General features: G+C 72.1%; 15 protein-coding genes. 9 read left to right on the forward strand and 6 right to left on the reverse strand.

The window, feature by feature from the left end; all coding sequences use genetic code 11:
• Positions 1–238: 238 nt before the first annotated feature.
• Positions 239–790: a MarR family winged helix-turn-helix transcriptional regulator gene (locus JK364_RS27360; RefSeq protein ID WP_201853996.1), complete on the reverse strand. Its 552-nt coding sequence runs from the start codon at positions 788–790 to the stop codon at positions 239–241.
• A 158-nt stretch (positions 791–948) separates the two neighbouring features.
• Between JK364_RS27360 and JK364_RS27365 the strand changes: the two genes are divergently transcribed.
• Positions 949–2,259, forward strand: a complete 1,311-nt coding sequence (locus JK364_RS27365; protein WP_201854206.1) for an MFS transporter — start codon at positions 949–951, stop codon at positions 2,257–2,259.
• Positions 2,260–2,387: 128 nt separating this feature from the next.
• Here JK364_RS27365 and JK364_RS27370 read toward each other — a convergent pair whose 3' ends face one another.
• Together JK364_RS27370 and JK364_RS27375 are read right to left on the reverse strand one after the other, a co-directional pair.
• Positions 2,388–4,367: an ATP-binding SpoIIE family protein phosphatase gene (locus JK364_RS27370; protein WP_201853997.1), complete on the reverse strand. Its 1,980-nt coding sequence runs from the start codon at positions 4,365–4,367 to the stop codon at positions 2,388–2,390.
• Between the two features lie 235 nt (positions 4,368–4,602).
• On the reverse strand, positions 4,603–5,958 hold the full coding sequence (locus tag JK364_RS27375) for an NAD(P)/FAD-dependent oxidoreductase (RefSeq protein ID WP_201853998.1): 1,356 nt from the start codon (positions 5,956–5,958) through the stop codon (positions 4,603–4,605).
• Positions 5,959–6,279: 321 nt separating this feature from the next.
• Here JK364_RS27375 and JK364_RS27380 point away from each other — a divergent pair, with 321 nt between their 5' ends.
• Positions 6,280–7,005 carry a TetR/AcrR family transcriptional regulator gene (locus JK364_RS27380; protein WP_201853999.1) on the forward strand — a complete coding sequence of 242 codons (726 nt, stop codon included), beginning with the start codon at positions 6,280–6,282 and terminating at the stop codon, positions 7,003–7,005.
• A gap of 265 nt (positions 7,006–7,270) precedes the next feature.
• On the opposite strand, the gene JK364_RS27385 is transcribed toward JK364_RS27380, so the two are convergent.
• Together JK364_RS27385 and JK364_RS27390 are read right to left on the reverse strand one after the other, a co-directional pair.
• A complete protein-coding gene (locus tag JK364_RS27385) occupies positions 7,271–11,197 on the reverse strand; it encodes an AfsR/SARP family transcriptional regulator (protein ID WP_230992593.1) in 3,927 nt (1,308 codons plus the stop codon).
• A 345-nt stretch (positions 11,198–11,542) separates the two neighbouring features.
• On the reverse strand, positions 11,543–13,630 hold the full coding sequence (locus tag JK364_RS27390; protein WP_201854001.1) for an asparagine synthase-related protein: 2,088 nt from the start codon (positions 13,628–13,630) through the stop codon (positions 11,543–11,545).
• Between the two features lie 982 nt (positions 13,631–14,612).
• On the opposite strand from JK364_RS27390, the gene JK364_RS27395 reads away from it, so the two are divergent.
• The 7 genes from JK364_RS27395 to JK364_RS27425 all read left to right on the forward strand — a co-directional run bounded on the left by JK364_RS27395 (position 14,613) and on the right by JK364_RS27425 (position 23,706).
• Positions 14,613–16,076: an NsdA family TPR-like regulatory protein gene (locus JK364_RS27395; protein WP_201854002.1), complete on the forward strand. Its 1,464-nt coding sequence runs from the start codon at positions 14,613–14,615 to the stop codon at positions 16,074–16,076.
• A gap of 432 nt (positions 16,077–16,508) precedes the next feature.
• Complete coding sequence (gene lhgD, locus JK364_RS27400; RefSeq protein ID WP_201854003.1) at positions 16,509–17,723, forward strand: L-2-hydroxyglutarate dehydrogenase; 1,215 nt, start codon at positions 16,509–16,511, stop codon at positions 17,721–17,723.
• 405 nt (positions 17,724–18,128) lie between these two features.
• Positions 18,129–18,944 carry a tRNA (guanosine(46)-N7)-methyltransferase TrmB gene (gene trmB / locus JK364_RS27405; RefSeq protein WP_201854004.1) on the forward strand — a complete coding sequence of 272 codons (816 nt, stop codon included), beginning with the start codon at positions 18,129–18,131 and terminating at the stop codon, positions 18,942–18,944.
• Between the two features lie 356 nt (positions 18,945–19,300).
• Positions 19,301–20,977: a PrsW family intramembrane metalloprotease gene (locus JK364_RS27410; protein WP_201854207.1), complete on the forward strand. Its 1,677-nt coding sequence runs from the start codon at positions 19,301–19,303 to the stop codon at positions 20,975–20,977.
• Between the two features lie 65 nt (positions 20,978–21,042).
• Positions 21,043–21,630 (forward strand): SigE family RNA polymerase sigma factor, encoded by a 588-nt coding sequence (locus JK364_RS27415; RefSeq protein ID WP_201854005.1) that lies wholly within the window; start codon positions 21,043–21,045, stop codon positions 21,628–21,630.
• Positions 21,623–22,465, forward strand: coding sequence for a hypothetical protein (locus tag JK364_RS27420; protein WP_201854006.1), 843 nt, complete (start codon positions 21,623–21,625; stop codon positions 22,463–22,465). Before JK364_RS27415 ends, JK364_RS27420 begins: the two co-directional genes overlap by 8 nt.
• A gap of 50 nt (positions 22,466–22,515) precedes the next feature.
• On the forward strand, positions 22,516–23,706 hold the full coding sequence (locus JK364_RS27425; protein ID WP_201854007.1) for a L,D-transpeptidase: 1,191 nt from the start codon (positions 22,516–22,518) through the stop codon (positions 23,704–23,706).
• Positions 23,707–23,777: 71 nt separating this feature from the next.
• Here the strand turns inward: JK364_RS27425 and JK364_RS27430 are convergent, their stop codons facing one another.
• Positions 23,778–24,926: an MrcB family domain-containing protein gene (locus tag JK364_RS27430; protein WP_201854008.1), complete on the reverse strand. Its 1,149-nt coding sequence runs from the start codon at positions 24,924–24,926 to the stop codon at positions 23,778–23,780.
• Positions 24,927–25,027 lie beyond the last annotated feature (101 nt).

The following is a 25,027-nucleotide window of genomic DNA, read 5'->3' on the forward strand; positions in this document are numbered from 1 at the left end:
CCTTTCGCGCCTTCCGGCGTGTTCACTACTTTAGCGGATTCCCCCGGATGCTCATAATCGAGTTCCCTGGTCCGAATTCCGGCATGCCGAAATCCATCCCGATGAGGGGCCGTGCAGTAGTGGTTTGCCGCCGGTGCGGCTCAAGTGCTGACCCCAGAGAACCGTTAAGGCTCCGTGGCAGCTCGGAGTACATTACGGATCGCCCGGACCCGTGTCAACCTCGGCTGGGCCAAATGCCTCAGTCGAGGTCGCTCAGCCGTCCCTCGGCGTCGGGCTGGTCCTCTTCCACCCGGCGCAGCACGCGGGTGAGCATCTCGCCGAGGGCTCCGCGCTCCTCGCCGGAAAGGTCCTGGAGAAGGTCCGCCTCGAAGACCGTGGCCCGGCGCATCGCCTCGACCCACTTCTCCCGGCCGTCCGGGGTCAGTTCGACGATGACGCGCACCCGGTTGTCCGCATCACGCTCACGGGTGACCAGACCCTCGTTCACCATGCGGTCGATGCGGTGGGTCATGGCGGCGGGGGTGAGGCCCAGCCGCTTGGCCAGGTCGCCGGGGCCCAGTTGGTAGGGAGCCCCGGACAGGACGAGCACCTTGAGGACCTCCCACTCGGAGTTACTGATCCCCAGCGTGGCCGACTGGCGTCCGTAGGCGACGTTCATTCGCCGGGTGAGCCGGCTGAGCGCGCTGACGACCTGCTCCACCTGAGGGTCCAGGCCCTGGAACTCGCGCTGGTAGGCCGCGATCTGCTCTTCGAGGCTCAGCAGGTCGTCCGGGTCGGGGGTCTCCGCCATATGAGGAGTATGACACGAAACTCATTGGCGCTGGAGTCCTTCGCTCTGTACTCTTAAGCATTGAAGTTTAGCTTCGAAGTCTTCAGACATCGATCCTCCGGGCTGACCCGCAGGTCAGCCCGTTGTCCTTTGACCCTCCTCGACCTAGGTAGGTGAGTGTGACCACCGCGATGGGCGCAGCGCTGCGCCGTATTCAGCTGGGCAACGCGCTGAGCGCGTTCGGCAACGGCTTCACGGTCCCGTTCCTCTTCGTCTATGTGGCGCAGGTGCGGGACCTCGGTTCGAACGCCGCGGGCATGGTGCTCGCGACATTCGCCGTGGCCGCGCTTGCCGTGCTGCCCTTCATCGGTCGGGTGATCGACCGGCGAGGGCCGCTGTCCGTTGCCGTCGCGGGCGCGGTCGCCGCCGCTGTCGGATCGATGGGGCTCGGCCTGGCGTCGAGCGAGCCACTGGTGATCGCCGCGGCCGGAGTGCTGGGCGCGGGCATAGCGGCCATACAGCCGGCGCTGGCCACGCTGATCGTCTGGTGCTCGACGCCGACCACCCGGTCGCGGGCCTTCGCCACCCAGTTCTTCCTCGGCAATCTGGGCCTCGGCGTCGGCGGGCTGCTCGGCGGGCTGCTGGTGGACACCTCCGCCGCCTCGAGCTTTGTGCGGCTCTTCGCGATCGACGCGGTGATGTTCCTGGTGCTCGGCGCGGCGGTGGCGACCGTAAGGCTGGAGCGGACGCCGGTGTTCGACGACCCGGTGCCGACCGCCGATGAGCGGCTCGGCGGCTCCGGTGGCTGGCGTGCCCTGTTCGGCCACCGCGCCATGGTGCAGCTGTGCGCGCTGGGCTTCGTCATGTTCTTCGCCTGCTACGGCCAGTTCGAGTCCGGGCTGTCGGCGTTCGCGGTGGATGTCGCGCGGATATCGCCGTCGATGCTGGGCATCGCCCTGGCCGCGAACACGGCGGCGATCGTGCTGGCGCAGTTCGTCGTGCTCAAGCTGGTCGAGCGGCGGCGGCGCAGCCGGGTGATGGCGCTGGTCGGGCTGGTCTGGACGGTGGCGTGGTGCGCCGCCGGGACCGCCGGGCTGATACCCGGGAGCCAGGCCGTCGGCGTGACCGCGATCATCTCGGCGTACGCGCTCTTCGGGCTCGGTGAGGCGATGCTGTCTCCGACCGTCGCGCCGCTGGTCGCCGATCTGGCACCGCCGTCGGCGCTCGGGCAGTACAACTCGGCGTTCGCACTGGTCAAGCAGCTGGCCCTGGCGGTGGGTCCGGCGGCCGGCGGGCTGATGGCGGGCGCCGGGCTCTACGGGGCGTACATCGTGACGCTGGTCGTCTGCTCGCTCGGCATCACCGCGCTCGCGCTGATGCTCGGCAAGCGGCTCACGGCCGAGCAGGACAACCCGCTGCGGGCGGTCGCCGGGACCGCGGTGCCCGCGCCGCGGGCGGCCTCGTCGGACGAGGTGACCACCGCGGCCTGAGCCGGTCGGACATTCCGCCACCGCCCTGGCACGGCGAAGGAGCCAGTCGGCTCCGCCGTGCCAGGGCGATCTGTCGGTCGGGGGCGGTCGTGTCCCCGCTCAGGCCCGTGCTGCCGGACCCCGTGGTGCTAGCCCGCCGGCAGGGCGAACTCGCACCACACCGCCTTGCCGCCGCCCGGTGTGCGACGTGAGCCCCAGGCCGAGGCGATGGTCGCGACGATCGAGATACCGCGTCCGGCCTCGTCCACCGGTTCGGCCCGGCGGCGGCGCGGCAGATGTTCATCGCCGTCCGTCACCTCGATGATCAGGCGGCGGTCGGTGCGGCGCAGCCGGAGCCGCATGGGCGGTGTGCCGTGCTGGAGGGAGTTGGCGACGAGCTCGCTGGCGGCGAGCACGCCCAGATCGCGCAGCTCCACGGGGAAGCGCCAGCTGGCGAGGACCCCTGAGGCGAAGGCCCGGGCGCGCGGTGCGGCTTCCACCCCGCCGAGGAGCTCCAGCGCGGCGTTGTGGAAGAGCTCCGCGTCATGCCCCGTACGGGCGGGGTGCTGGAGGACCAGCACCGCCACATCGTCGTCGTGCTCCGCGGTGATGCCCAGGGCCCTGATGAGGCGGTCGCACATCACCTGGGGCGAGCCGGTCGCGCCCGCGAAGACGCGCTCGAGCGCGGCCACTCCGTCGTAGATGTCCTTGTCCCGTCGCTCCACCAGACCGTCGGTGTAGAGGACCGCGCTGGCCCCGGGGCCGAGCGGGACCGAGCCGGTGGTGTGCAGCCAGCCGCCGGTGCCGAGGGGCGGTCCGGTGGGCTCGGAGGCGCGGCGCACGGTGCCGTCCGGGTCGCGGACCAGGATCGGCAGATGGCCCGCGGAGGCGTAGACGAGGCGGTTCTCGTTGGGGTCGTGGACGGCGTAGACGCACGTGGCGATCTGGTGGGGGTCGATCTCGGCGGCCAGGCCGTCGAGGAGCTGCAGCACCTCGTGCGGCGGGAGGTCGAGCCGGGCGTAGGCGCGGACGGCGGTGCGCAGCTGGCCCATGACGGCGGCCGCCCGCACACCGCGGCCCATGACGTCGCCGATGACGAGGGCGGTGCGGCCGGCGCCCAGGGTGATGACGTCGTACCAGTCGCCGCCCACCGCGGCGTCCGTGCCGCCGGGCTGGTAGGTGGCGGCCACCCGCAGATCGTCGGGCTGCTCCAGCCCCTGGGGAAGGAGGCTGCGCTGGAGGGTGACGGCCGCCTCGCGCTGGAGGCGCTCGCTGGCGCGCAGCCGCTCCGCGGATTCGACCTGGTCGGTGACGTCGGCGCCGAAGACGAGCACGCCGCGGACCGGCTCGGTGGCCGTGTCGGTGTCGGTGGGGGTGGCGGTGGCGACGGTCTCGGTGGCGACCGCCTCCGGCACGGCGACGGCCTTACGGACGACGCCTTCCAGGACCGAGCCGTCCACCGGCGATCCATCCACGGGCATTCCGTCCACCGGCGTTCCATCCACGGCCCCCTCCCCCGCCCGCTCGTCCGCCGGCCGCGCGGGGGCGACGGCCTTCGGCGCGGCCATCTCGATCGGGGAGCAGGTGAAGGTGTAGTAGCCGTGGCGGGACCGGCCGGGGCCGGGGGCCGCGCCCTCCTGCCGCGGCCCGGGCGTGGTCGCCGGGCCGCCCGCGGGCACGCGCCGGGACTTGACCGTACGGGGCTTGCCACTGCGCAGGACCTGGTCCATGAGCGGCAGCAGCCCCAGCTCTCTCAGCTCGGGCAGGGCCTGGCCGGCGGGTGTGCCGGGGGTCCGGGAGCCGAAGAGCTCGACATAGGTGTCGTTGAGATAGGCGATGCGGTGCTCGGGGCCGTAGACCACCGCGACCAGCGCCGGCACCTGGCCGAGGAGGTCATGGGCGGACAGCCCGTCGAGGGTCGGGACGGCGGCGGGCGGCGCCGCGTCGGAAGGGGCGGCAGCGGGAGGCTCACCGCGCCCCGAGGGGTCGGCGCTCTCGCCCCGGGCCGCCGGGACGGAGCCGCCGCCCGCGGCGGCCGCGGGCTTCGGCCGCCGCGCACCGCGGTCTGCCCGGGCGGCGATGCGTCGCTGGGTTCGGGGGAGCCGGGCGCTCCAGCGCGTGAAGTTCACTGCGGATTACCTCGTGGGGTGGTGGCGGAGCGGCGCGCCGGCGCGGGATCGGGGAGATGGGTGCGGGTACGGGGGACGACCCCCAGGGGAATGCAGCAAACTTCCGAATCCTCGCGATTGTCACTCTTTGCAGATACGAGCCCACCCATGGTCACACGACCAGTGTGGCCGACCGGACTGACATCCGTGAGACGCCGATCGTGGGAGGGGAGTTCCCGGCTCCGCCCCGATCGGCTCAACTGGCCCCGGGATGGCGACCGGTGTCCGCGGCGAGTTTGAACTCGGCGCGCGGGTTCTCCAGCGACCCCAGCGAAACGATCTCGCGTTTGAACAGCCCCGACAGAATCCATTCGGCCAGCACGCGTGCCTTACGGTTGAACGTCGGCACCCGGCTGAGGTGGTAGACGCGGTGCATGAACCACGCCGGGTAGCCCTTCAACTTGCGCCCGTAGACGTGTGCGACGCCTCTGTGGAGCCCCAGGGAGGCCACGGAGCCCGCGTACTTGTGCTCGTAGTCCGTGAGCGGCTGACCCGCGAGCGCGGCGGCCACGTTCTCGGCGAGGACCTTGGCCTGGCGCACGGCGTGCTGTGCGTTGGGGGCGCACTCCGCACCGGGCCGGTCGGCCGTCAGATCGGGCACCGACGCGGCGTCCCCGGCCGACCAGGCGTGCTCCACGCCGTCGACCTGGAGCGCCGCGGTGCATTTGAGCCGACCGCGCTCGTTCAGGGGCAGATCCGTGGAGGCGAGGATCGGGTGCGGTTTGACGCCCGCGGTCCACACGAGCGTGCGGGTGGGGAAGCGCGAGCCGTCACTCAGTGCGGCGATCCGGTCGGCGCAGGAGTCCAGGCGGGTCTCCAGCCGGACGTCGACATTGCGGCCGCGCAGCTCCCGGACGGCGTACTTGCCCATCTCCTCGCCGACCTCCGGAAGGATCCGGTCGGTGGCCTCAACGAGGATCCACTTCAGGTCTTCGGGGGCGATGTTGTGGTAGTAGCGGACGGCGTACCGGGCCATGTCCTCCAGCTCGCCGAGCGCCTCGACGCCCGCGTATCCGCCGCCGACGAAGACGAAGGTCAGCGCCGCGTCGCGGACGTCCGGGTCCCGGGTCGAGGAGGCGATGTCCAGCTGTTCGAGGACGTGGTTGCGCAGGCCGATGGCCTCCTCGACGGTCTTGAAGCCGATGCCGAACTCGGCGAGACCGGGGACCGGGAGGGCGCGGGACACGGATCCGGGGGCCAGCACCAGCTCGTCGTAGTGGATGTCGACCGTGCCGGTGCCCTCTTCCTCCGTGGCGAGGGTTCTCACGGTCGCTGTGCGTTTGCCGTGGTGGATCGCGGTGGCCTCGCCGATGACGACCGTGCAGTCGGGCAGGACCCGCCGCAACGGCACCACCACATGGCGGGGCGAGATCGATCCGGCCGCCGCCTCGGGCAGGAATGGCTGGTAGGTCATATACGGCTCGGGGTCGACCACGATGATCTGCACCCCGCCGTGCCTCAGCTCCCGCTTCAGCTTTCGCTGGAGGCGCAGCGCGGTGTACATCCCGACGTAGCCACCACCGACAACGAGAATGCGCGCTGGTTCCTTCACCCTCCCATGAGGCACGCGCGACCGCGGTTTGTCCACAGGCCCGGCGAATTGTGTGACCGGACGGTTCGCTCGGCCCCGAGCCGCGGAATCGGTTACACGTACGAAATGTCCGCAGGTCAGCCCCGGGATAGGTGGGGGCAAGCGGGCGGATAGCCGGAAAGAGGTGATCTGCTGCTCTGATCGGGGGGCGTTCTGTCCCGAGCTACCCTCTTCTTTCTTGACCTGCGCTCAACTATGTTCGTAGTTCGTCGGGGTTGTGACTGCCTCGACAGTCTGGGCGGGGAGTCTCCGGGGGGAGACATCATTACCGGGGGATCACTTATGCACCTTCAGGGTTCGTCATGGTCCGCAGCCGTCGCGTCGTCGGACGGAAACGGCGGACGGAACACACCGCTGCGCGTGGACGCGCAGCGCAATCTGGAGCACGTCCTGCGGGCGGCGCGCGAGGTCTTCGGTGAGCTGGGGTACGGGGCTCCGATGGAAGACGTGGCACGCCGGGCGCGGGTAGGGGTGGGCACCGTCTATCGGCGGTTCCCCAGTAAGGACGTGCTGGTGCGCCGGATAGCCGAGGAGGAGACGGCAAGGCTGACCGATCAGGCGCGAGCGGCGCTGGGTCAGGAGAACGAGCCGTGGTCGGCGCTGGCCCGGTTCCTGCGTACTTCGGTGGCGTCCGGCGCGGGCCGGCTGCTGCCGCCGCAGGTGCTGCGGGTCGGGGTCGACGTGGAGACCGAGATCCGGCTGCCGCAGCAGCGGCAGGCGGCGTTAGTCGCACCGGCTCAGCCGGAGCTCCGGCTGGTCGAGCGGCCGATGGTCGCTGAGGACGAGCCGGACGACGCGGGCGCCGCGGCGCTGCTGGAGGTCGTCGGGCAACTGGTGGAGCGGGCACGGGCCGCGGGCGAGCTTCGCCCGGATGTGACGGTCGCCGATGTGCTGCTGGTGATCGCCACGGCGGCGCCCTCGCTGCCGGACGCGGCACAGCAGGCGGCGGCCTCGGCCCGGCTGCTGGACATCCTGCTGGACGGGCTGCGGTCGCGCCCCATGGGGTGATGCCGTCGGCCCCGGAGCGAGACATGTGCTCGTCTTCGCGCGTCGGTTTCAGGGGGTGAGCGGCGCGTCTCGCCCCCTCCGTATGAGTGACAACATGATGAGTGACGACGTGTGACGGTCGGCCGGGACGTCGTACCTGCTGCTCGTGCCCGTGTCAGCGGGCGGGTCGGCGGTGCGGCGCTCCGGTCGGCGGTTTTTGGGCCACGTCGGCGGTTGCGTCCCGGTCGGCGGTTTCGGCCGGGTCGGCGGTTTCGGCCGGGTCGGCCTAGTCATCGGCGGCGTCAGGGACAGTGGCGTCGGCGTCAGTGGCATCGGCGGCGTCGGCATGGGCGGCATGGGCGGCATCAGCATCGGCGGCGTCGAGAGAGCTCAGCGCCTCGTCGAGCAGGCAGAGGCCCTCATCGGGGGTCAGGGTCGTGCTCTCGGTGCGCAGCTTCTCCACCACGTCCTGGCCCAGCGCCTCGCTCGCGCGCGCCGCGGTCGCGCCGACGTCCCCGGCCACCAGCGGTGAGCGCGGCAGCCGACCGCGCCAGCCGTCGGCGGCGCCCAGCAGCCGCGCGGCGAGCCGCTCCTGTCCGCATCCCGCCAGGAGCTCGGCCGCCGCCTCCGCCTGATGGGCCAGCAGCAGCTCCATGGAGTTCACCGCGAGGCCCTCGCGCAGCGTGTTCCGCAGCTTGCGCAGTCCATCGACCAGATCGCCCTCCAGGCCGGTGATACGGGCGTCCAGGCCGTTGGCCACGACCCAGAACTGCGGCGGCGAGGTGCCGTGCAGCGCACGCTGTCGCGCGGCGTCGCAATACGTCCTGGCCCGCGCCAGATCACCGCGTACCAGCTCGGCCTCGCTGCGCACGATGTCGTTGAAGGCCAGCACGTCCTGGGTTCCGCAGCGCTCCGCCTCCTCCTCTGAGCGCTTCACCAGCCTCAGCGCGCCGTCCACGTCCCTCTCGTGGACCGCGAGGTCGGCGAGGCGGGTGTAGAGGAACGGCACCTCGGTGTGGGCGCCGAGCTCCTGCGCGAGCCGCGTCGCCCTCTCATAGGCGGCCTTCGCCTCCCCGAACCGGCCGCGATGGGTGGCGAGCTCGCCACGCGCGCCCTCCACCTGGGCGAGCATCCAGCGGTCGCCGACGCGGGCGGCCAGCTCGCGCAGCTCGGCCAGGTCGTCGCCGGCGCTCTCGACGCCGCCCGGCATGTCGATGGCGAGGTGGGTCCGGTACATCAGCGAGACGCCGAGCGCCCAGTCGTCGCCGTGGGCCCGGCAGTCGGCGACGGTCTGGTCCATGAACGGCAGCATCTCGCCGCTGAAGCCCTGGATGACGAAGGCCGCGAAGGGCCACAGCAGACCCGGGAAGCACGCTCTGCGGGGCCCTGGATGGCTCGCGTAGGCGTCGCGCATGCGTACCGCGGCGTCCCGGATCTCGGGGTCGGCCGGATCCGGGCCGGTGCCCTGCTCGGCGAGCAGGAAGAAGAGCAGCAGCCGCAGGTCCATGAACTGCCAGTACCGGGTGGCCTCCTCGTCGACGCCGTCCTCGCCGTCCGGTACCCGGGCCGGGATGAGCGGGAACTGGTCGAGGGGGTGGCCGCCGCCCGATGCCTGGTCCGTCTCACCGTCCGTGCCATGGGTGCGGCTCTCCAGGGCCAGGGCACGGCCGACCCATGCGGCGCCCTCGTCCCGGTAGTTGCGCAGCCACCAGAACCATGCCAGGTCCCGGATGAGCGCGAAGACGGTGTCCTCGTCCGCGGTGGTCAGGGAGCGGTGCAGCGCTGCCCGGATGTTGTCGAGGTCGGTCTCGACGAGGCGCAGCCAGGGCAGTTGTCCGGCGGAGCGCAGTCGGGGCTCGGCGGTGCGGATGAAGTCCCGGAAGTGGGCGGTGTGACGGGCCATGGCGGCCTTGTGGTCGGCGCGGGCCGCGTGGTCCTCGGTGGCGCGCTCGCCGACGTACTCGTTGATGGTCTCCAGCATCCGGTAGCGGGGCTCGCCGCCCGCCGGGCCGGAGGACTCCGCCGCCGCACCGTGCGACGGATGGTCGACGATCAACAGCGACTTGTCGACCAGCGCCCCGAGCAGATCCAGCACCTCGGCGGGCGCGATCCTGGTGAGGGGGCGCCTATGAGAGCGCGTGGGGGCGCTCGTCTCGGCGTACGCAACCGTGTCGCCCGGGGTCGGCATGCCCGCCGTCGCGTCCGTAAGGGCGTCACGGATGCCCTTACGGACGCGGTCCGCGTTGACGCCGTCGGCGTCCGTGCCGTCCGTGTGATCCGCACCGTCCGTGCCGTCCGTGCCGTCTGTACCGTCCGTAAGGGCGCTCGCGCCGGGCGGGGCGTCCGCGCACACCGCCTCGGCCGCGGACAGCGTCCACCCGCCCGCGAAGACCGACGCACGGCGCAGCACGGTGCGCTCGCGCTCGTCGAGGAGGTCCCAGGACCACTCGACGACGGCCCGCAGGGTCTGCTGGCGGGGCAGGGCGGTTCTGCTGCCGCTGGTCAGCAGGCGGAAGCGGTCGTCCAGCCGGTCCGCGATCTGGCGTGGGGTCAGCAGCCGCAGCCGCGCCGCGGCCAGCTCGATCGCCAGCGGCAGACCGTCCAGGCGGCGGCAGATCTCCGCGACCGCGGCCGCCGTGTCCGGGTCCGCCGCCGGGTCGAAACCGGGCCGTACGGTGGCGGCGCGCTCGGCGAACAGCTGGTGGGCGGGGGCGGGCGGCAGCGGTTCCACCGGCCTTACGGTCTCGCCGGGCACCCCCAGCGGCTCCCGGCTGGTGGCGAGCACGGTCACCCCCGGGCAGTGCGCGAGCAGTGTCTCGGCGAGCCGGGCCGCGGTGTCGATGACGTGCTCGCAGTTGTCGAGCAGGAGCAGCAGCCGACGGTCGGCGCAGTACTCGACGAGCCGACTCGTCGGATCCCCGCCGTCCGCGCCCGTGGTGCGGCTCTCGAGCCCGGAGGCGAGCAGCATGGTCTCCCGGCGGCCGACCGCGCTCAGGACGGCACCGGGGACGGCGGAGGGCTGGTCGAGCGGGGCGAGTTCGGCGATCCAGACTCCGTCCGGGTAGCCGTCCGTCACGGCCCCGGCGGCCTCCTCGGAGAGCCGGGTCTTACCGGAGCCGCCGGGGCCGGTGAGGGTGACCAGCCGGGCGCCCTCCAGGTCGCGGAGGATGTCGCCGATCTCTTTCTGACGGCCGACGAAGCTGGTGAGGCGGGCTCTGAGGTTGCCGTGCGGGAGAGGCGGCACGGCGGTGCGCGGGGCCGCCTCCCGGCCGTCTACCCGGCTTCCCGCCCCGCCGTCGGTTCCTCCGCCCCCGGCCCGGCCGTCGAACGCGCCCCTGGCCGCCCTGCGGCCGTCGAACGCCGTACCGTCCGCCCGGGTTCCGTCCCCGCTCCCCTCATGGCCGTCGGCCCTCGGCGGAGCGGCCTGCGCGGTGGAAGCGCCGCCGCGCGGCTCCTGGTGGGCCGACTCGGCGTCCGTCGTCAGCAGCCGTCTGTGGAGTTCCTTCAACTCAGCTCCCGGGTCGGTGCCGAGGCGGTCGGCGAGGATCCTGCGGACGTCCTCGTACGCGGCGAGGGCGTCGGCGGAGTGACCGGCCGCCCGCAGCGCGCGGATCAGCTGGGCGTGGAACGTTTCGTCGAGCGGATGGTCCGCGACGAGCTCGCGCAGCTCCGGTATGACGTCCGTAGGGCGGTCGAGCGCGAGGTCGGCGTCGATCCGGCGGTGCAGCGCGGTCAGCCGGAGCGCCTCGGGACGGGCGGCGGCCGCGTCCCGGTCCGGCAGGTCGGCGAGGGCCGGGCCGCGCCACAGGGCGAGCGCCTTACGGAGGGTGGCGGCGGCCGTCTCGGGGTCGTCGGCGTCCAGGGCGCGTATGCCCTCGTGCGTCAGCCGCTCGAAGCGCAGCAGGTCGACGTCGTCGCGGGGTGCGGCGGTCGCGAGGCGGTAGCCGCCGGGTGAGGAGACGACGGCGTCCCTGCCGATGGCCCGGCGCAACCGGCCGACGAGCGCCTGGAGCGCGGCGGGCGCGTCATGCGGAGGGTCGTCGGCCCACACCTCGTCGATCAGGACGTCGACGGAGGCCGGGGCGGTGCGTGCGGCCCTTACGGCGAGCGCGGCGAGCAGCGCGCGGATCCGGGGGCCGCCGAGGGGGAGCGGGTCGCCGTGGTCGTCGCGCGCTTCGGTGGTGCCGAGTATCAGATACCGCACGGGGGCCATTCTCCTTGGTTGCGGATTGCCGCTGGGGAGATGGTGCGGAGTGGCGGCGGAGGGGTCCATTCGTTTTCGTCCGCCGTAAGGAACCGGCTTCTCGTTCCCCGTGAGAACGCTGGGTTCCCGCCCCCGTAAGAACGCTGGATTCCCGCCCCCGTGAGAGCGCTGGGTTCCCGCCCCCCGTAAGAACGCCGAGTTCCGGCGCGCGGCGAGCACCCCGGCTCCCTGAGCGCGAGGGGCAAGCACCCCGGTCACCCCGGCTCCCTGGGCGTCAGGGGCCATGTCCCTCAAGGACTCCGCGGGCGGGACGTCACAGGGGGCCGCCTCATGCCGCCTCGGTGACGGAAGCCGTCACAGGCTCGGCCGCGGCACCACTCCGCCCGCCACCGCCCGCTGCCGTGGCGCCGCGGTCCCCGTCCAGCAGGTGCCGCGGCGGGCCAGCAGGCGCCGCAGCCAGACTTCGGTGGAGACCAGCTCGGCCAGGCCGTCCAGGGGCAGTCGTTCCCCCTGTGCGGCGGCGCGCAGCGCCTTACGGACGACACGGGCCTCGATCAGGCCCGCGTCGGCCAGCAGCGGCGCGTCGAAGAGAGTCATCAGCTCGCCCGTCCAGGTGCGCATGCCGGTCCGCACGGCGGCGGTGTGGGCGGCGTGGGAGGTGGCTCCCCAGCCGGGGGGAAGCTCCCGGATGCCCGCTCCGGCGAGGACCGACCGCAGCACCGCGGCGCGCGCCCCCGGTTGCACCCGAAGCGCTTCGGGGAGCGCGCGGCAGGCCCGTACGACCTGGTTGTCGAGGAAGGGCGCGTGCAGGCGCTGGCTGCGGATCTCGGCGGCCTGCTCGAAGACGCGGTGATCCGCCGCGTAGCGGGCGAGGGCGGCGTCGGCGCGGCGCTCCCCGGGGCGGCGCAGCAGCACGGGGCGCAGGGCCGCCTCCTCGAGCCGGACGGACACCTCGGCGAGCGTCTCGCCGGTGAGCCAGCGGGCGGCGGGCCCGGGGCGGCACCACGTCAGGGCGGCGAGGGAGGCGGATACGGCGCCGGGGCCGTGCAGCGCCTGCTCGTCGATGAAGTGGCGCTCCATAAGGCGCGCGGCTGCCTCCTGGACGCCGTCGCGGTAGGAGGTGCGGGCCAGCCGTCGGGCGGCCCGGTAGACCGTGAAGGGCACGAAGAAGGACTGCGCGGAGGGGCCGTCGGCCTTGGCGAGCGCCGTTGCGGGGCGCAGCAGGTGGCGTCTGCGGCGGTCGAGCAGCAGGTCCGCGAGGCGCGCGGGGTGGGCGTCGAGGACCTGGCGGGCGCCGTGCCCGATGAAGTGGTCGGCGCTGCCCGCGGCGAGCCGGCGCCGGTGGCGTTCGGCGGTGACGAGGGAGGGGCCGGGCTCGTCGGTAAGGGCGCCGGTGTCGAGGCCCGCGTACGGCAGGGCGTCCTCGCCCGCGGCGACGACCACATGGTGCAGCCGTGGATTGGCGGCGATGGCTCCGGCCCGTTCGAGTTCGGCCTCGCGGGTGCGGGCGCCGCCCGCCGTGGCGAGGTCGTTGAAGGTGACGGCCAGGAGCCGCTCGCCCGCTTCGGTACCGTGCCCGAAGAGGGTGCCGGGCATGCCGGGGAGACCGGCGGCGAGCAGGGCGAGCGTGGCGGAGGCGCTGCCTCCGGAGAGATCGGCGCCGATGCCGGGGGCCGGGGCGCCGCGGGCGGCCCGCCGCTCGGCGGGCCCCATGCCGGGCACCGGGCCGGGGTCGAGGTCATCGGTCTCGGGGGCGTGGCGCGGGGCGGTGAGCCGGGCCCGTACGGCCTCCACGAGGGAGTCCCGGACCGCGTCCACGGCCTTGTCCTGCTCGAGTGGGGGCGCGGCGACGGCGAGGGACGCGGTGGGCTCGTAGCCGGTGATGTCGCGGGCACCGTCGCGCAGGATCAGCGCATGGCCCGGGGGGACGCGCCTGACGCCCATATAGGGCGTGCCGTCGCCCATGGCCTCCGGGGAGTCGGGGCAGGCGAGCAGCGCGCCGAGGTGGCCGACGTCGAGCTGGGCCTCGATGAGGTCGGCGAGCGGGAGCGCGGCCGTGGCGTAGGCGGTGCCGCCGCCCCAATCGGTGTGGAAGACGGGCCGGGCGCCCGCGAGGTCGCCGACGATGGTGACGCGGCGGCCGGCCTGGGCCACGGCCGTGTAGCTGCCGGGCCAGGCGGTCAGATGGCGCAGGGCGCCGCCGCGGGCGGCGAACAGCCCCACCCGCAGCTCCTCGTCGGAGGCGCCGCAGCAGCCGAAGACGGCGAGGCGGGTGAAGGGGTCGGTCTGGACGACGCGTACTTCATCGGGCCGCCAGTCGCCAACCGCCCACAGCGGATCGGGGTCGGACCACAGGAGTTGGGCACCGACCGGCTGGATCGCATGGCCCTCCGAGGAGACCGGGCCGGATGCGGTACTGCTCCACCCCACCAACCACCGCATCGCCGCCTCCACAGGCTGTGGGCATCCAGGGCAACCAAGAAGTAGGAGCCATCATGCACAGCATGTTGACGGTTTCGGCATCGAACCGGACAACAACATGGATCTCCTGGATGTCCTGTGACCACAGATGACCGCAGGAATCGCAGAGTTGATCCCAGGGGGTGGCGCCTCTCACGAAGGCATCCGTAAGGAGCCCGCCGAGGGAACCACCGCCGGTAGCGACCCGCCGTTCCGCCGTGGCCCATGCTGCCACGGTTGGGGCGCACAAGAGCGCAAGGGCATCGATGAGTGTGCGGAGCGGCGCGCAAAAGGCGCACGAAGGGGCGCACGGAAAGAGCGCCGACCGAGCGCCAATCCGCAGACCACACGGGGGCCTTACCGGCCCGTTCCGCGACGGCCACCGCACGCGGCGACATCCGCGGCATGTGCTACGTGACTCACCACTCCGGGGGAGAACTGGGCGGAATCCATGCCGAATCCGGGCGCGATCCACGCGGAAGAGGGCTTCCCGCGTCGGGCCTCCCCCTCCCCGGCCCGACGCGGGAGCCCGGCCGTGAGGGGCGATATTCAGCCAAATTGCCGTGGCGCTCTCGTTGGTCTTGCGGACGACCTGTAAGGACTCAACTTCCGTCTCTCGCGCCTCCCGACACGACAGTCCGGGAGGCGGCATTCGCCTCCCGGACCGTTCCGCCGCCCGCGGGGAATGAGGCGGCGGCGTCCCCCAGCCCACTGGATCCAGTACAGCGGGCCGACCCACGCAGGACCCATCGAAACGTCCCCGCCGTGGCGGAGACAGAGCGCACACACGGGCGCACAGCCACACACACCGGGAGCACACGTCACGCCCCGCACGCCCGTTCGTACAAGAATCTCGCCATCCGGGACACCACCTCTTAACGGTCGGGATGCGGCGAACTACGCTGGGTTTACGAATGTCCCGCGCTTATGCCGGGGCGGCCGTCGGTGCTGTCGAGGGGTGCGCATGTCCAGGGAGCCACGCGGGCCGAACGAAAAGCTCGGCACCGTTCTCGCCCTCGCTGGGATCAGCAATGCCGGGCTCGCGCGCAGAGTCAACGACCTCGGCTCCCAGCGTGGCCTGACGCTTCGCTACGACAAGACGTCCGTCGCGCGCTGGGTGTCCAAGGGCATGGTGCCCCAAGGCGCCGCGCCCCACCTCATTGCGGCTGCGATCGGGAGCAAACTCGGCCGCCCCGTCCCCCTGCATGAAATCGGCCTGGCCGATGCCGATCCGGCCCCCGAGGTCGGGCTTGCCTTCCCGCGCGACATCGGCCAGGCCGTCCGCTCCGCGACCGAGCTCTACCGGCTGGATCTCGCGGGTCGGCGCGGCGGCGTCGGCATCTGGCAGAGCCTGGCCGGATCTTTCTCAGTAAGCGCGTACGCCACCCCGGCCTCGCGCTGGCTCATATCTCCCGCCGACAGTTCGGTGGCCCGCGAACCCAAGGACGCCGAGGACGGAACCAACGCCGTGAGCACCACGGGCGCGGTGGCGCCGGACGCCATACCGCCGCAGCGCGTCGGCCACAGTGACGTCACGAAGCTGCGCGAGGCAGCCGAGGACGCGCGCCGCTGGGACTCCAAGTACGGCGGCGGCGACTGGCGTTCCTCCATGGTTCCCGAGTGCCTCCGGGTGGACGCGGCGCCCCTGCTCCTCGGCTCGTACAGCGACGAGGTCGGCCGCTCCCTCTTCGGCGCCACCGCCGAACTGACCCGGCTCGCCGGGTGGATGGCCTTCGACACCGGCCAACAGGAGGCCGCACAGCGGTACTACATCCAGGCGCTGCGCCTGGCCCGCGCCGCGGCCGACGTCCCCCTGGGCGGCTATGTGCTGGCGTCGATGAGCCTCCAGGCCACCTATCGGGGCTTCGCCGACGAGGGCGTGGACCTGGCGCAGGCCGCCCTGGAGCGCAACCGCGGCCTGGCCACCGCACGCACCATGAGCTTCTTCCGGCTCGTGGAGGCGCGCGCCCAGGCCAAGTCCGGGGACGGGCCCGCCTGCGGGGCGGCCCTGAAGTCCTCCGAGGGCTGGCTGGAGCGCTCGCGGGCGGGCGACCCCGATCCGTCCTGGCTCGACTTCTACAGCCATGAGCGGTTCGCGGCCGACGCCGCCGAGTGCTATCGCGATCTCCGGCTGCCGCGCCAGGTGCGGCGCTTCACCGAGCAGGCGCTGGCCCGGCCGACGGAGGAGTTCGTACGGTCGCACGGGCTGCGGCTCGTGGTGTCCGCCGTCGCTGAACTGGAGTCCGGCAATCTGGACGCGGCCTGTGCGGCGGGCGCCCGTGCCGTGGAGGTCGCCAACCGGATCTCGTCCGCGCGCACAACGGAGTACGTGCGCGACCTGATGCGGCGCCTCGAGGCGTACCGCGACGAGCCGCGCGTCGCCGAGCTGCGCGAGCAGGCCCGGCCGCTGCTGGTGACCCCGGCGTGAGCGGCATGGGAGCGGGTGCGAGCGGCATGGGAGCGGGTGCGAGCGGCACGGGGTCGGGTACGAGCGGCATCGGAGCGGGTGCGAGCGGCACGGAAGCGGGTACGAGCGGCATCGGAGCGGGTGCGAGCGGCACGGAAGCGGGTACGAGCGGCATCGGAGCGGGTGCGAGCGGCACGGAAGCGGGTGCGAGCGACCGCGATGAGTGGTGAACGGCCGGGGATGAGCGGCGAGGCGAGAGTCGACCGGAATGGGCGACTCGGAGGGGGTTCGCCCGGAATGAGCGGCTCGGCATGAATCGATCCACATGACCGGTCGACCTAGCCCGGGCCCTAGTCCTCACATGGGTTTCAGGCCGTTGTCACTGGCGCAGGTCATGATAGGGATCGACGGTCGGGCGACTGAACGGTGTGGCGCGTGGGGAGGTGACATGGCGTGACGGCGTTGGACTGCGACGTGCTGGTGATCGGGGGCGGGATCGTCGGCATGTCGACGGCGTATGCGATCACGCGCGCGGCACCCGGCACCCGCGTGACCGTGCTCGAGAAGGAGGCGGGTCCGGCCCGCCACCAGACCGGGCGGAACAGCGGCGTGATCCACAGCGGTATCTACTACCGGCCGGGGTCGCTCAAGGCGCGGTTCGCGGTGCGCGGCGCCGCGGAGATGGTGAAGTTCTGCGCCGAGCACGGCATCGCGCACGAGGTCACCGGCAAGCTCATCGTCGCCACGGAGCGCTCCGAGCTGCCGAGGCTCCACGGCCTCGTACAGCGCGGCAGGGAGAACGGCATTCCGGTGCGCGAGCTGGGCCCCGCCCAGATCGCGGAGTACGAGCCATGGGTGCGCGGCCTCGCCGCGATCCATGTCGGCACGACGGGCGTCTGCGACTTCGGCGCGGTGGCGGCCCGGCTGGCCAGGCTGGCCCAGGACGCGGGCGCCTCGGTGCGGTACGGGGCGCAGGTGCGCACCATCGGCCGGCGCCCCTCCGCGGTCGCGGTGCGCACGGCGGACGGCACGGTGCTGCGCGCACGGGCCCTGGTCAACTGCGCGGGGCTGCACTGCGACCGCGTCGCCCGGCTGGCGGGCGACGACCCGGGCATGCGGATCGTGCCCTTCCGCGGTGAGTACTACGAGCTGGTACCCTCCCGCGCCTCGCTGGTGAACGGTTTGGTGTACCCGGTGCCCGACCCGGCGTTCCCGTTCCTCGGCGTCCATCTGACCCGCGGCATCGACGGCGGCGTCCACATCGGGCCCAACGCGGTGCCGGCCCTGGCCCGCGAGGGGTACGCCTGGCATACGGTGCGCCCGCAGGAGCTGGCCGGCACGCTGGCGTATCCGGGCTCCTGGCGGATCGCCCGCCGCCACTGGCGGTACGGGGCAGGTGAGCTGCGGCGTTCCCTGTCCAAGCGCGCCTTCACCGACGCCGTGCGCCGCCTGCTGCCGGATGTGACGGCCGACGACCTGATAGCGGCCCCGGCGGGCGTGCGCGCACAGGCGGTGCTGCCGGACGGCACGCTGGTGGACGACTTCCTCATCTCGCAGTCGCCCCGGATCGTCCATGTGCTCAACGCCCCGTCGCCCGCGGCCACGGCCTCCCTGCCGATCGGCCGCGAGGTCGCCGGCCGAGTGCTGGAGACCCTGCGGACGGGGTGAGGGGGCGGGCGGGGTGTCAGGGCGGGCGGGGTTGAGGGGGTAAGGGGCCGGAGCCCACCACCGCCGTACGGCCGAGGACCGTTGCCGAGGTACGGGCGAGAACCGTTGCCGAGGTACGGGCCGGGGCCTGCCGCGACCGTACGGGCCGAGCCCCTCCGCTACGGGCCAGGCCCCGCGGCCAAAGTACGGCCCGGGCCCCGCCGCCGCCGTACGGGGCGGAGCCCGCCCGCCACCGTACGGCCGAGCTCGCCGCCGTACGGCCGAGCCCAACCGCCAAGACGGGGCAGGACCCAACCGCCGAGGCGCAGGCAGGCCCCAGCCAGCCACCCACCCCACCGGGTCCGCACGGCCGAGCCTCCCCGCCCCCGCCCCCGCCCCCGCCCCCGCCCGTAGAATCGAAGCACTGTGTCCGAGAAGCCCACCGCCCCCGATTCCCGCGTGGAGCGCGCTCTGCCCGCCCCGCGCGACCGCAGCGAGCCGATGTTCCCCGGCGGCCCCGTAGCCGACCCTGCGGGCTCGCACCACGAGCGCCGTATCCGCTCCTTCCGCCCCCGCCGCGGCCGGGTGACCCCGGGCCAGGGCGAGGCGCTGCGCCGCCTGTGGCCGCAGTGGGGCCTGGACATCGACGGGCTGAGCCGTATCGACCTCGGTGAGTTGTTCGCCACAGAGGCGGGCCCGCGCCCCGACCTCCCCGTCGTCCTGGAGATCGGCTTCGGCATGGGGGAGGCCACCGCGCAGATGGCCGCCGCCGACCCCGGCACGGGCATCCTCGCCGCCGACGTCCACACCCCCGGCCAGGGCAATCTGCTCGCGCTCGCGGAGCGGAACGGCCTGGACAACATCCGGGTCGCCAACGGCGACGCGATCATCCTGCTCCGCGAGATGCTGGCCCCCGCCTCGCTCTCCGGGCTGCGGGTCTTCTTCCCCGACCCCTGGCCCAAGAAGCGGCACCACAAGCGCCGCCTCATCCAGCCCGAGTTCATCGAGCTCGCCGCCACCCGGCTGAAGCCAGGTGCGCTGCTGCACTGCGCGACCGACTGGGAGCCGTACGCGGAGCAGATGCTGGAGGTCCTCGCCGCGAACCCGGCCTTCGACAACTCCCTGGCCGACGGCGGCTACACCCCGCGCCCGGACTTCCGGCCGCTCACCAAGTTCGAGGGCCAGGGGCTGGACAAGGGACACCTCGTCCATGACCTGATCTTCCGCCGCAACGACACATAACGCCCCCAAGGGGATGGGCATAACCCCTGAGTCCCCCTCCCCCTTTCGTTAGGGTCGGTCGAGTGCATCAGTCCCCGCCCCCGCAAGAGCCGCCCGAACCACGACCGGCCACGCCGCCGTACGAGGCGCCGCAAGGAGCGCGGCACGAGGCACCACACGGCGTGCCGCACGGGACACCGCAGGACGCCCCGCACGGGGACGCACCGTACGAAGCGGCACAGGCAGCGCCGCACCCCGGCGCACCGCACGCCGACGCCCCGCACGGCACGCCCTACGGCTCTCCGTACGGTGACCAGCACCCGTGGTTCCACACCGGCGCCGCACCGGCGGGCTGGCCGCAACCGCCCCGTCAGCGGCTGTGGGGCCCGGGCGGCCGCCTCGCCCGCGTCTGGCACAACAAGGCGCTCCGGGCCACCGCGCTCACCGGTCTGCTCTCGCTCTCCGGCCTGATCATCCTGGCGCTGGTGCGCGAGCAGACGGGCACCAAGGGCTTCCTGGTGGGGCTCGGCCTCGCCGTCCTCCCCGTGCCGCTGATCATCGCGGTGTTCCGGTGGCTGGACCGCGTGGACCCCAAGCCCTGGCGAAACCTTTTGTTCGCCTTCGCCTGGGGGGCGTGCGCGGCGACGCTGGTCGCGCTGATAGCCAACGGCTTCGCCACCGAGTGGCTCATGACGACCGTGGACTCCTCGTCCCCGACCGGCCAGGCCGACGCCGACACCTGGGGCGCCACCTTCATCGCGCCGTTCGTGGAGGAGAGCGCCAAGGCGGCCGCCATCCTGTTGCTCTTCCTCTTCCGCCGCCGTGACTTCAACGGGCTGGTGGACGGGGTCGTCGTCGCCGGAATCACCGCCACCGGTTTCGCCTTCACCGAGAACATCCTCTATCTCGGCTCGGCCTTCGTCAGCGACCAGACGCTCGGCTACTCCGGCATCCGGTCGACCACGGCCGCGACCTTCTTCATCCGCGCGGTGATGTCCCCCTTCGCACACCCCCTCTTCACCTCGATGACGGGTGTGGGCTTCGGCATAGCCGCCGCGGCGGCACGGCACCAGCGCGTCCGCCGCGTCCTCATACCGGTCGCGATGCTGCTGACGGCGATGGTCCTGCACGGCGTCTGGAACGGCTCGGCGACCCTCGGCGGCTACGGCTTCCTCATCGTCTACGCCCTGTTCATGGTCCCGGTGTTCGGGCTGCTGACCTGGCTGACGATCTGGTCCCGCACCAAGGAGCTGCGCGCGATACGGGAGCAGCTCACCGCCTACCAGGCGGCCGGCTGGCTCACCCCGCCCGAACCTCTCGCGCTGTCCTCGATGCGCGCCCGCGGGATCGCCCGCGACCTCGCCCGCCGCATCCACGGCGCGGCGGCGGCCCGTACGGTCGGCGAGTACACCGCCTTCGCGACCTCGCTGGCCCTTCTGCGGCGGCGCGCGTACCGGGGTACGGCCGGGCCGGACTTCACCGCGCGCGAGAAGGAACTGCTGGACCGGCTGTGGGAACGGCGGGAGACGGCCCAGCCCGCCCTGGCCCACGCGGCGCTGTCGGTGCCGCTCCCCCGGCCGCGCCATGTACCCCGGCCGGCCCCGGGCACGATGCCCGCGCCGTTCTGGCCCGCGGGGCCGTACGGCGGCGGATACGCGTACGGCTACGGAAGCGGTCAGGACTACGGCTACGGCGGCCCCGCGTCCAGCTACGGCTACGGCTATGGCGGCTCCGGGTCCGGCACCGGCCACGGCAGCCCCGGGTCGGGCTACGAGCCCGGCTACGGCTACGGCAACGACCCCGGCTCCGGCGCCCAAGCGCAGTACGGGCCCCACCCCACCTACGCACCGTGGGGCGCCCCTCCCCCGCACGGCCCGCAGACGCCGCAACCACTGCGGACCCGGCAGCCATCGCAGACCCCGCAACCACTGCAGACCCCACGGCCATCGCAGCCCCCGCAACCACCGCGGAGCCCGCTGCCGCCCGCGAATTCGGTGACGCCCCGCCCCTCCCCCGTGCCCTACGGATCCGGCGGCCCCGAAAGTCGTCTGTAACCTCCCGCCCCTTTCGGACGTGTTCCTACATAGAAGCGGGGAGCACGCGGGGGCGCGAGGGATTCATGTCAGGACCATCACCTTCATCCACACCATCCGATTTCGACCAGTTCTACATGGTTACGGCGAAGCGGCTCGTGGCCGCGGTCTATGCGGCGACGGGCGATCTCGCCGAGGCCGAGGACGCGGTGCAGGAGGCGTATGCCCGGGCGTGGCAGCGCTGGGACCGGCTGACCGCCGAGGGTGATCCCACACCGTGGGTGCGCGCCGTCGCCCTGCGTCTCGCCGTCAGCTCCTGGCGCCGCGCCCGTAACCGCATGCGGGCCCACTTCCGCCATGGCCCGCCCCCCGATCTCCCCGATCTCGCCCCGGACCGGGTGGCGCTGGTCCATGCCCTGCGCGGGTTGAAGCCCGAGCAGCGTACGGCCGTGGTCCTGCACCACCTTCTCGATCTGCCCATTGAGCAGGTGGCCCGCGAGACGGGCGTCTCCCCCGGCGCCGTGCGCACCCGGCTGAGCCGTGCCCGCAAGGCCCTCGGCTCCCATCTCGCCGACCCCGAAGCCGAAGCGGAAGCCGACACCGAGGCACCAACACCCGCACCGTCCCCCCATCCGCCCGTCTGCCACCCCAAGGAGGTGCCCTCCCATGGCTGATCTGGACGAGCGCCTGCGCGATATCGCTCGCGATGTCGAGCCCTCCATACGTCTGGCGGGCCCGGAAGCCGTGCGTGCGCGGGGCCATCGGCGCCGCGCACGGCAGCGCACCGCGATCGCCGCCGCGGCTGTCCTGGCGGTGGCCGCCGTGACCGCGGGCTCCTGGCGGCTGCTGCCGGGCGACGACTCCACCCATACGCTCCCGGCGGCCCCGCCCGCCCCGCGAACGGACCGCGTCCCGGGGGCGCCGATCCCCACGAGCGCTCTCCTTCGCCCCTCTGCGCTGCCGTTCGACGCGATGACGCGCTGGAAGACGGCCGACTCCACCATCAACCCCACCGACAACGGCCGGGCACCGCTGCTCGACCTCTCCCCCAGCTGCCGCCTCGACGGTCCGCGTCCCCTCGCCCAGCGCACCCGCGACTACCAGGGCCGCAAGGCGGAGCAGGCGCGTCACACCATCAACGCCTATGCGAGCGACGGAGAGGCCGCGAAGGTCTTCGCCTCCCTTGAGGACACCCTCAAAGACCGATGCGCCCGCCCCAAGGCGCTGGGCACCACCTCGTCACCCAAGCTCGCGGCCGACCGGCCGACCACCATGACCTACGGCTGGCACTCGTCCCGCGCACCGCATGACGCCCAGGTCGTCCTGATGCGCTCGGGCACCCGGGTCGGGGTCCTGCAGGCCGAGGGCATCGGCAGCCCGTCCGGCGACTACACCGACGGTCCCTCCGCCTACTGCATATCGGTCTCGCTGTGGCGCCTCGATCCCACCGCCACCGCCTCCCCCGGTCCGTACCGGGCCAACCCCGAGGAGGTGAAGAGGCGTTGCTGACCCGCTCCTCCCCTCCCACCACCCCTCATGACTCCCGCAAGAGGTCCTCTGTGCTCTCCGTACGTTCCCTGCGCACCCTCGTGGTGCCCGCCATCGCCGTCGCCCTGCTCGCCGGATGCCAGTCGGCGTCGAAATCCGCCTCGGTGGACCCGGCCGACGCCAAGCCCGCCCGGATCACCATCACCCCGGGCAGCGACTCGGCGGCGATAGCCCCCGACGCCCCGGTCAAGGTGACCGCCTCCCACGGCACCCTCACCAAGGTCCGCATCGCCCCCGACGGTGCCGGTTCCCAGGCCGTCACGGTGACCGGCGCCCTCTCCCACTCCAAGACCAGCTGGCGTTCCAACCGCACCATGACCCCGGGCACGACCTACACCGTCGAGGCCACGGCCACCAACGCCGCAGGCAAGACCGCCGTCCAGCACTCCACCTTCCGCACCCGCGCCGCCCAGCAGGTCAACGGCGTCACCGTCACCCCGTCCAAGGGCTCCACCGTCGGCGTGGGCCAGCCGGTCTCCCTGGCCTTCGACCACCCGGTGCCGAACAAGGCAGCGGTGGAGCGCAGCCTCTCCCTCTCCACCAGCCCGAAGGTCGAAGGCTCCTGGGGCTGGGTCAAGGACCCCCTCACCGGCATCGAGCGCGTCGACTGGCGCCCCAAGACCTACTGGCACAAGGGCACCAAGGTCACCCTCCGAGCCCGCCTCAGCGGCGTGAACACCGGCGACTCCCGCTACCTCCGCCGCGATGTCTCGACCACCTTCACCATCGGCACGCCCCGGATCTCCAAGGTCGACATCAAGAACCACACGATGACCGTCTACGAGGACGGCCAGAAGCAGAAGACCATCCCGATATCCGCCGGCCAGCCCTCCTACCCCACCTGGAACGGCACCATGGTCGTCCTCGACAAGGCCCCCATGGTCAACATGACCAGCGAGTCCGTCGGCATAGCCGACCCCTACAACAAGGACGTCCCCTGGGCCGTCCACCTCACCACCTCGGGCACCTACGCCCACGCCGCCCCCTGGAACGAGGGCCTCGGCTACTTCGGCCAGTCCAACCAGAGCCACGGCTGCGTCGGCATGTCCCTCGCCGACGGCAAGTGGTTCTACAACCGCGCCACCCGAGGCGACATCGTCCAAATATCCGGCTCCACCCGCGCCACGGTCTCCACCGGCAACGGCTTCGGCGACTGGAACCTCCCCTACCCCTCCTGGCAAAAGCTCAGCGCCCTGCGCTGAGTCTGCTCAACGATGCGGGCACCCGCGCCACCAGGGCGTGGGTGCCCGCAAGCACGTAGAGCGAAGGATCGTTACTGCGCATCAACCATTCCCCAAGCGACAGCCATAGGCGACCCCGCCCACCCGTCCACTGTCTTCCAGACGGACGCAATGCCTCGCTTCTCGAGATAGGGGGCATACGCCTTGATGTCCTCGGTAAAGAGCGCCAGAAGGAACGGCTCACCCTTCCCCTGCTCCTCGTACAAGAAGTGGCTGTACTCATAGAGCTGCCCCAGTGCCTCACGCACTGCCTTGGTGGGGTTTCCCCGCTTCACGGTCTTGGCTTCCACCATCCACTCCACACCGTCCCGCCGCAGCACAATGTCCTTGGGGTGCATCTTCTTTGTGATCGGCACGAAGCCACGTTCCTCGATGTACTCGCCGAACAAGCGAACCAGCACCTCGTGGCTACGGGACTTCTTGATCTTCCGCTGACGGATAAGGACGTAGTAGTCGCTGCCGTCCTTCGGGCGGAAGCCGTCCAGCCCTGCGTGTTCTTCTTCCTCACCCTCTACGCACTTGGTGACCGGTAGCCCGCTGGAGGTCATCTCGTCCCTGAGGTTCCGCTCCACGGCAGCCGCGTGTTGCAGCACTTCGGCCATGTGCCAGAGATCCTCACGCAAGCTGATCTCTGGGGGCATGGCAGCGGTGTCGTAAGTTCGCGCTGCCACGCTCCCCGCCTCATAAGAGCGTGCTCTCAGCACGTCGCACTTAAAGTCCGGCTGGGCACCCCAGCCCTCCACCAGGTCCTTCGCTAGTCCGCCTCGCAGTTGCTTGGCCCTGCTCCGCAGATACCTGCGGCGCTTCTCACCCTCACCCAACTTCGCTTGCAGCGACGTCACCCCTTGTTGGAGCGTCAGCGTCACCGTGCTGAGGTCAGCCGCGAAAATGTAGGCCAGGTAGAGACCCTTCTTTGGATCGCGGGTGATGTCGGGGTCGTACACGCCGATCCACGGAGTCCGGCTGGCACCACCACTCCCACCATTGCCCTCAGCATCAAAGCCCGCCGGTAGAAGGTGTCTCCACTCCTCCCCCGCCCTGCGAAGAAGATCCTGCGCATGGACGCCCGATGACGTTCCCTTGCCCTCGTCGTAGGTCCGGGCGAGTTCAAGGAGTAGATGACGTATGTCCATGCTCAAAACTATGCACGAACAGACCGACAAGGACTCGATCTCGATCACGTCCGATCATCCCTGAGCAGCGTGAGCGGCCACCCCAGCTGGGTTGACCCACCTGAGGAGTGTCAGGGGCCGCTGATACAACATCAGGGAGAGATTCGATA

The sequence above is a fragment of the Streptomyces endocoffeicus genome (genome assembly GCF_016741935.1).
In the GTDB taxonomy this organism is placed as follows: Bacteria; Actinomycetota; Actinomycetes; order Streptomycetales; family Streptomycetaceae; genus Streptomyces; species Streptomyces endocoffeicus.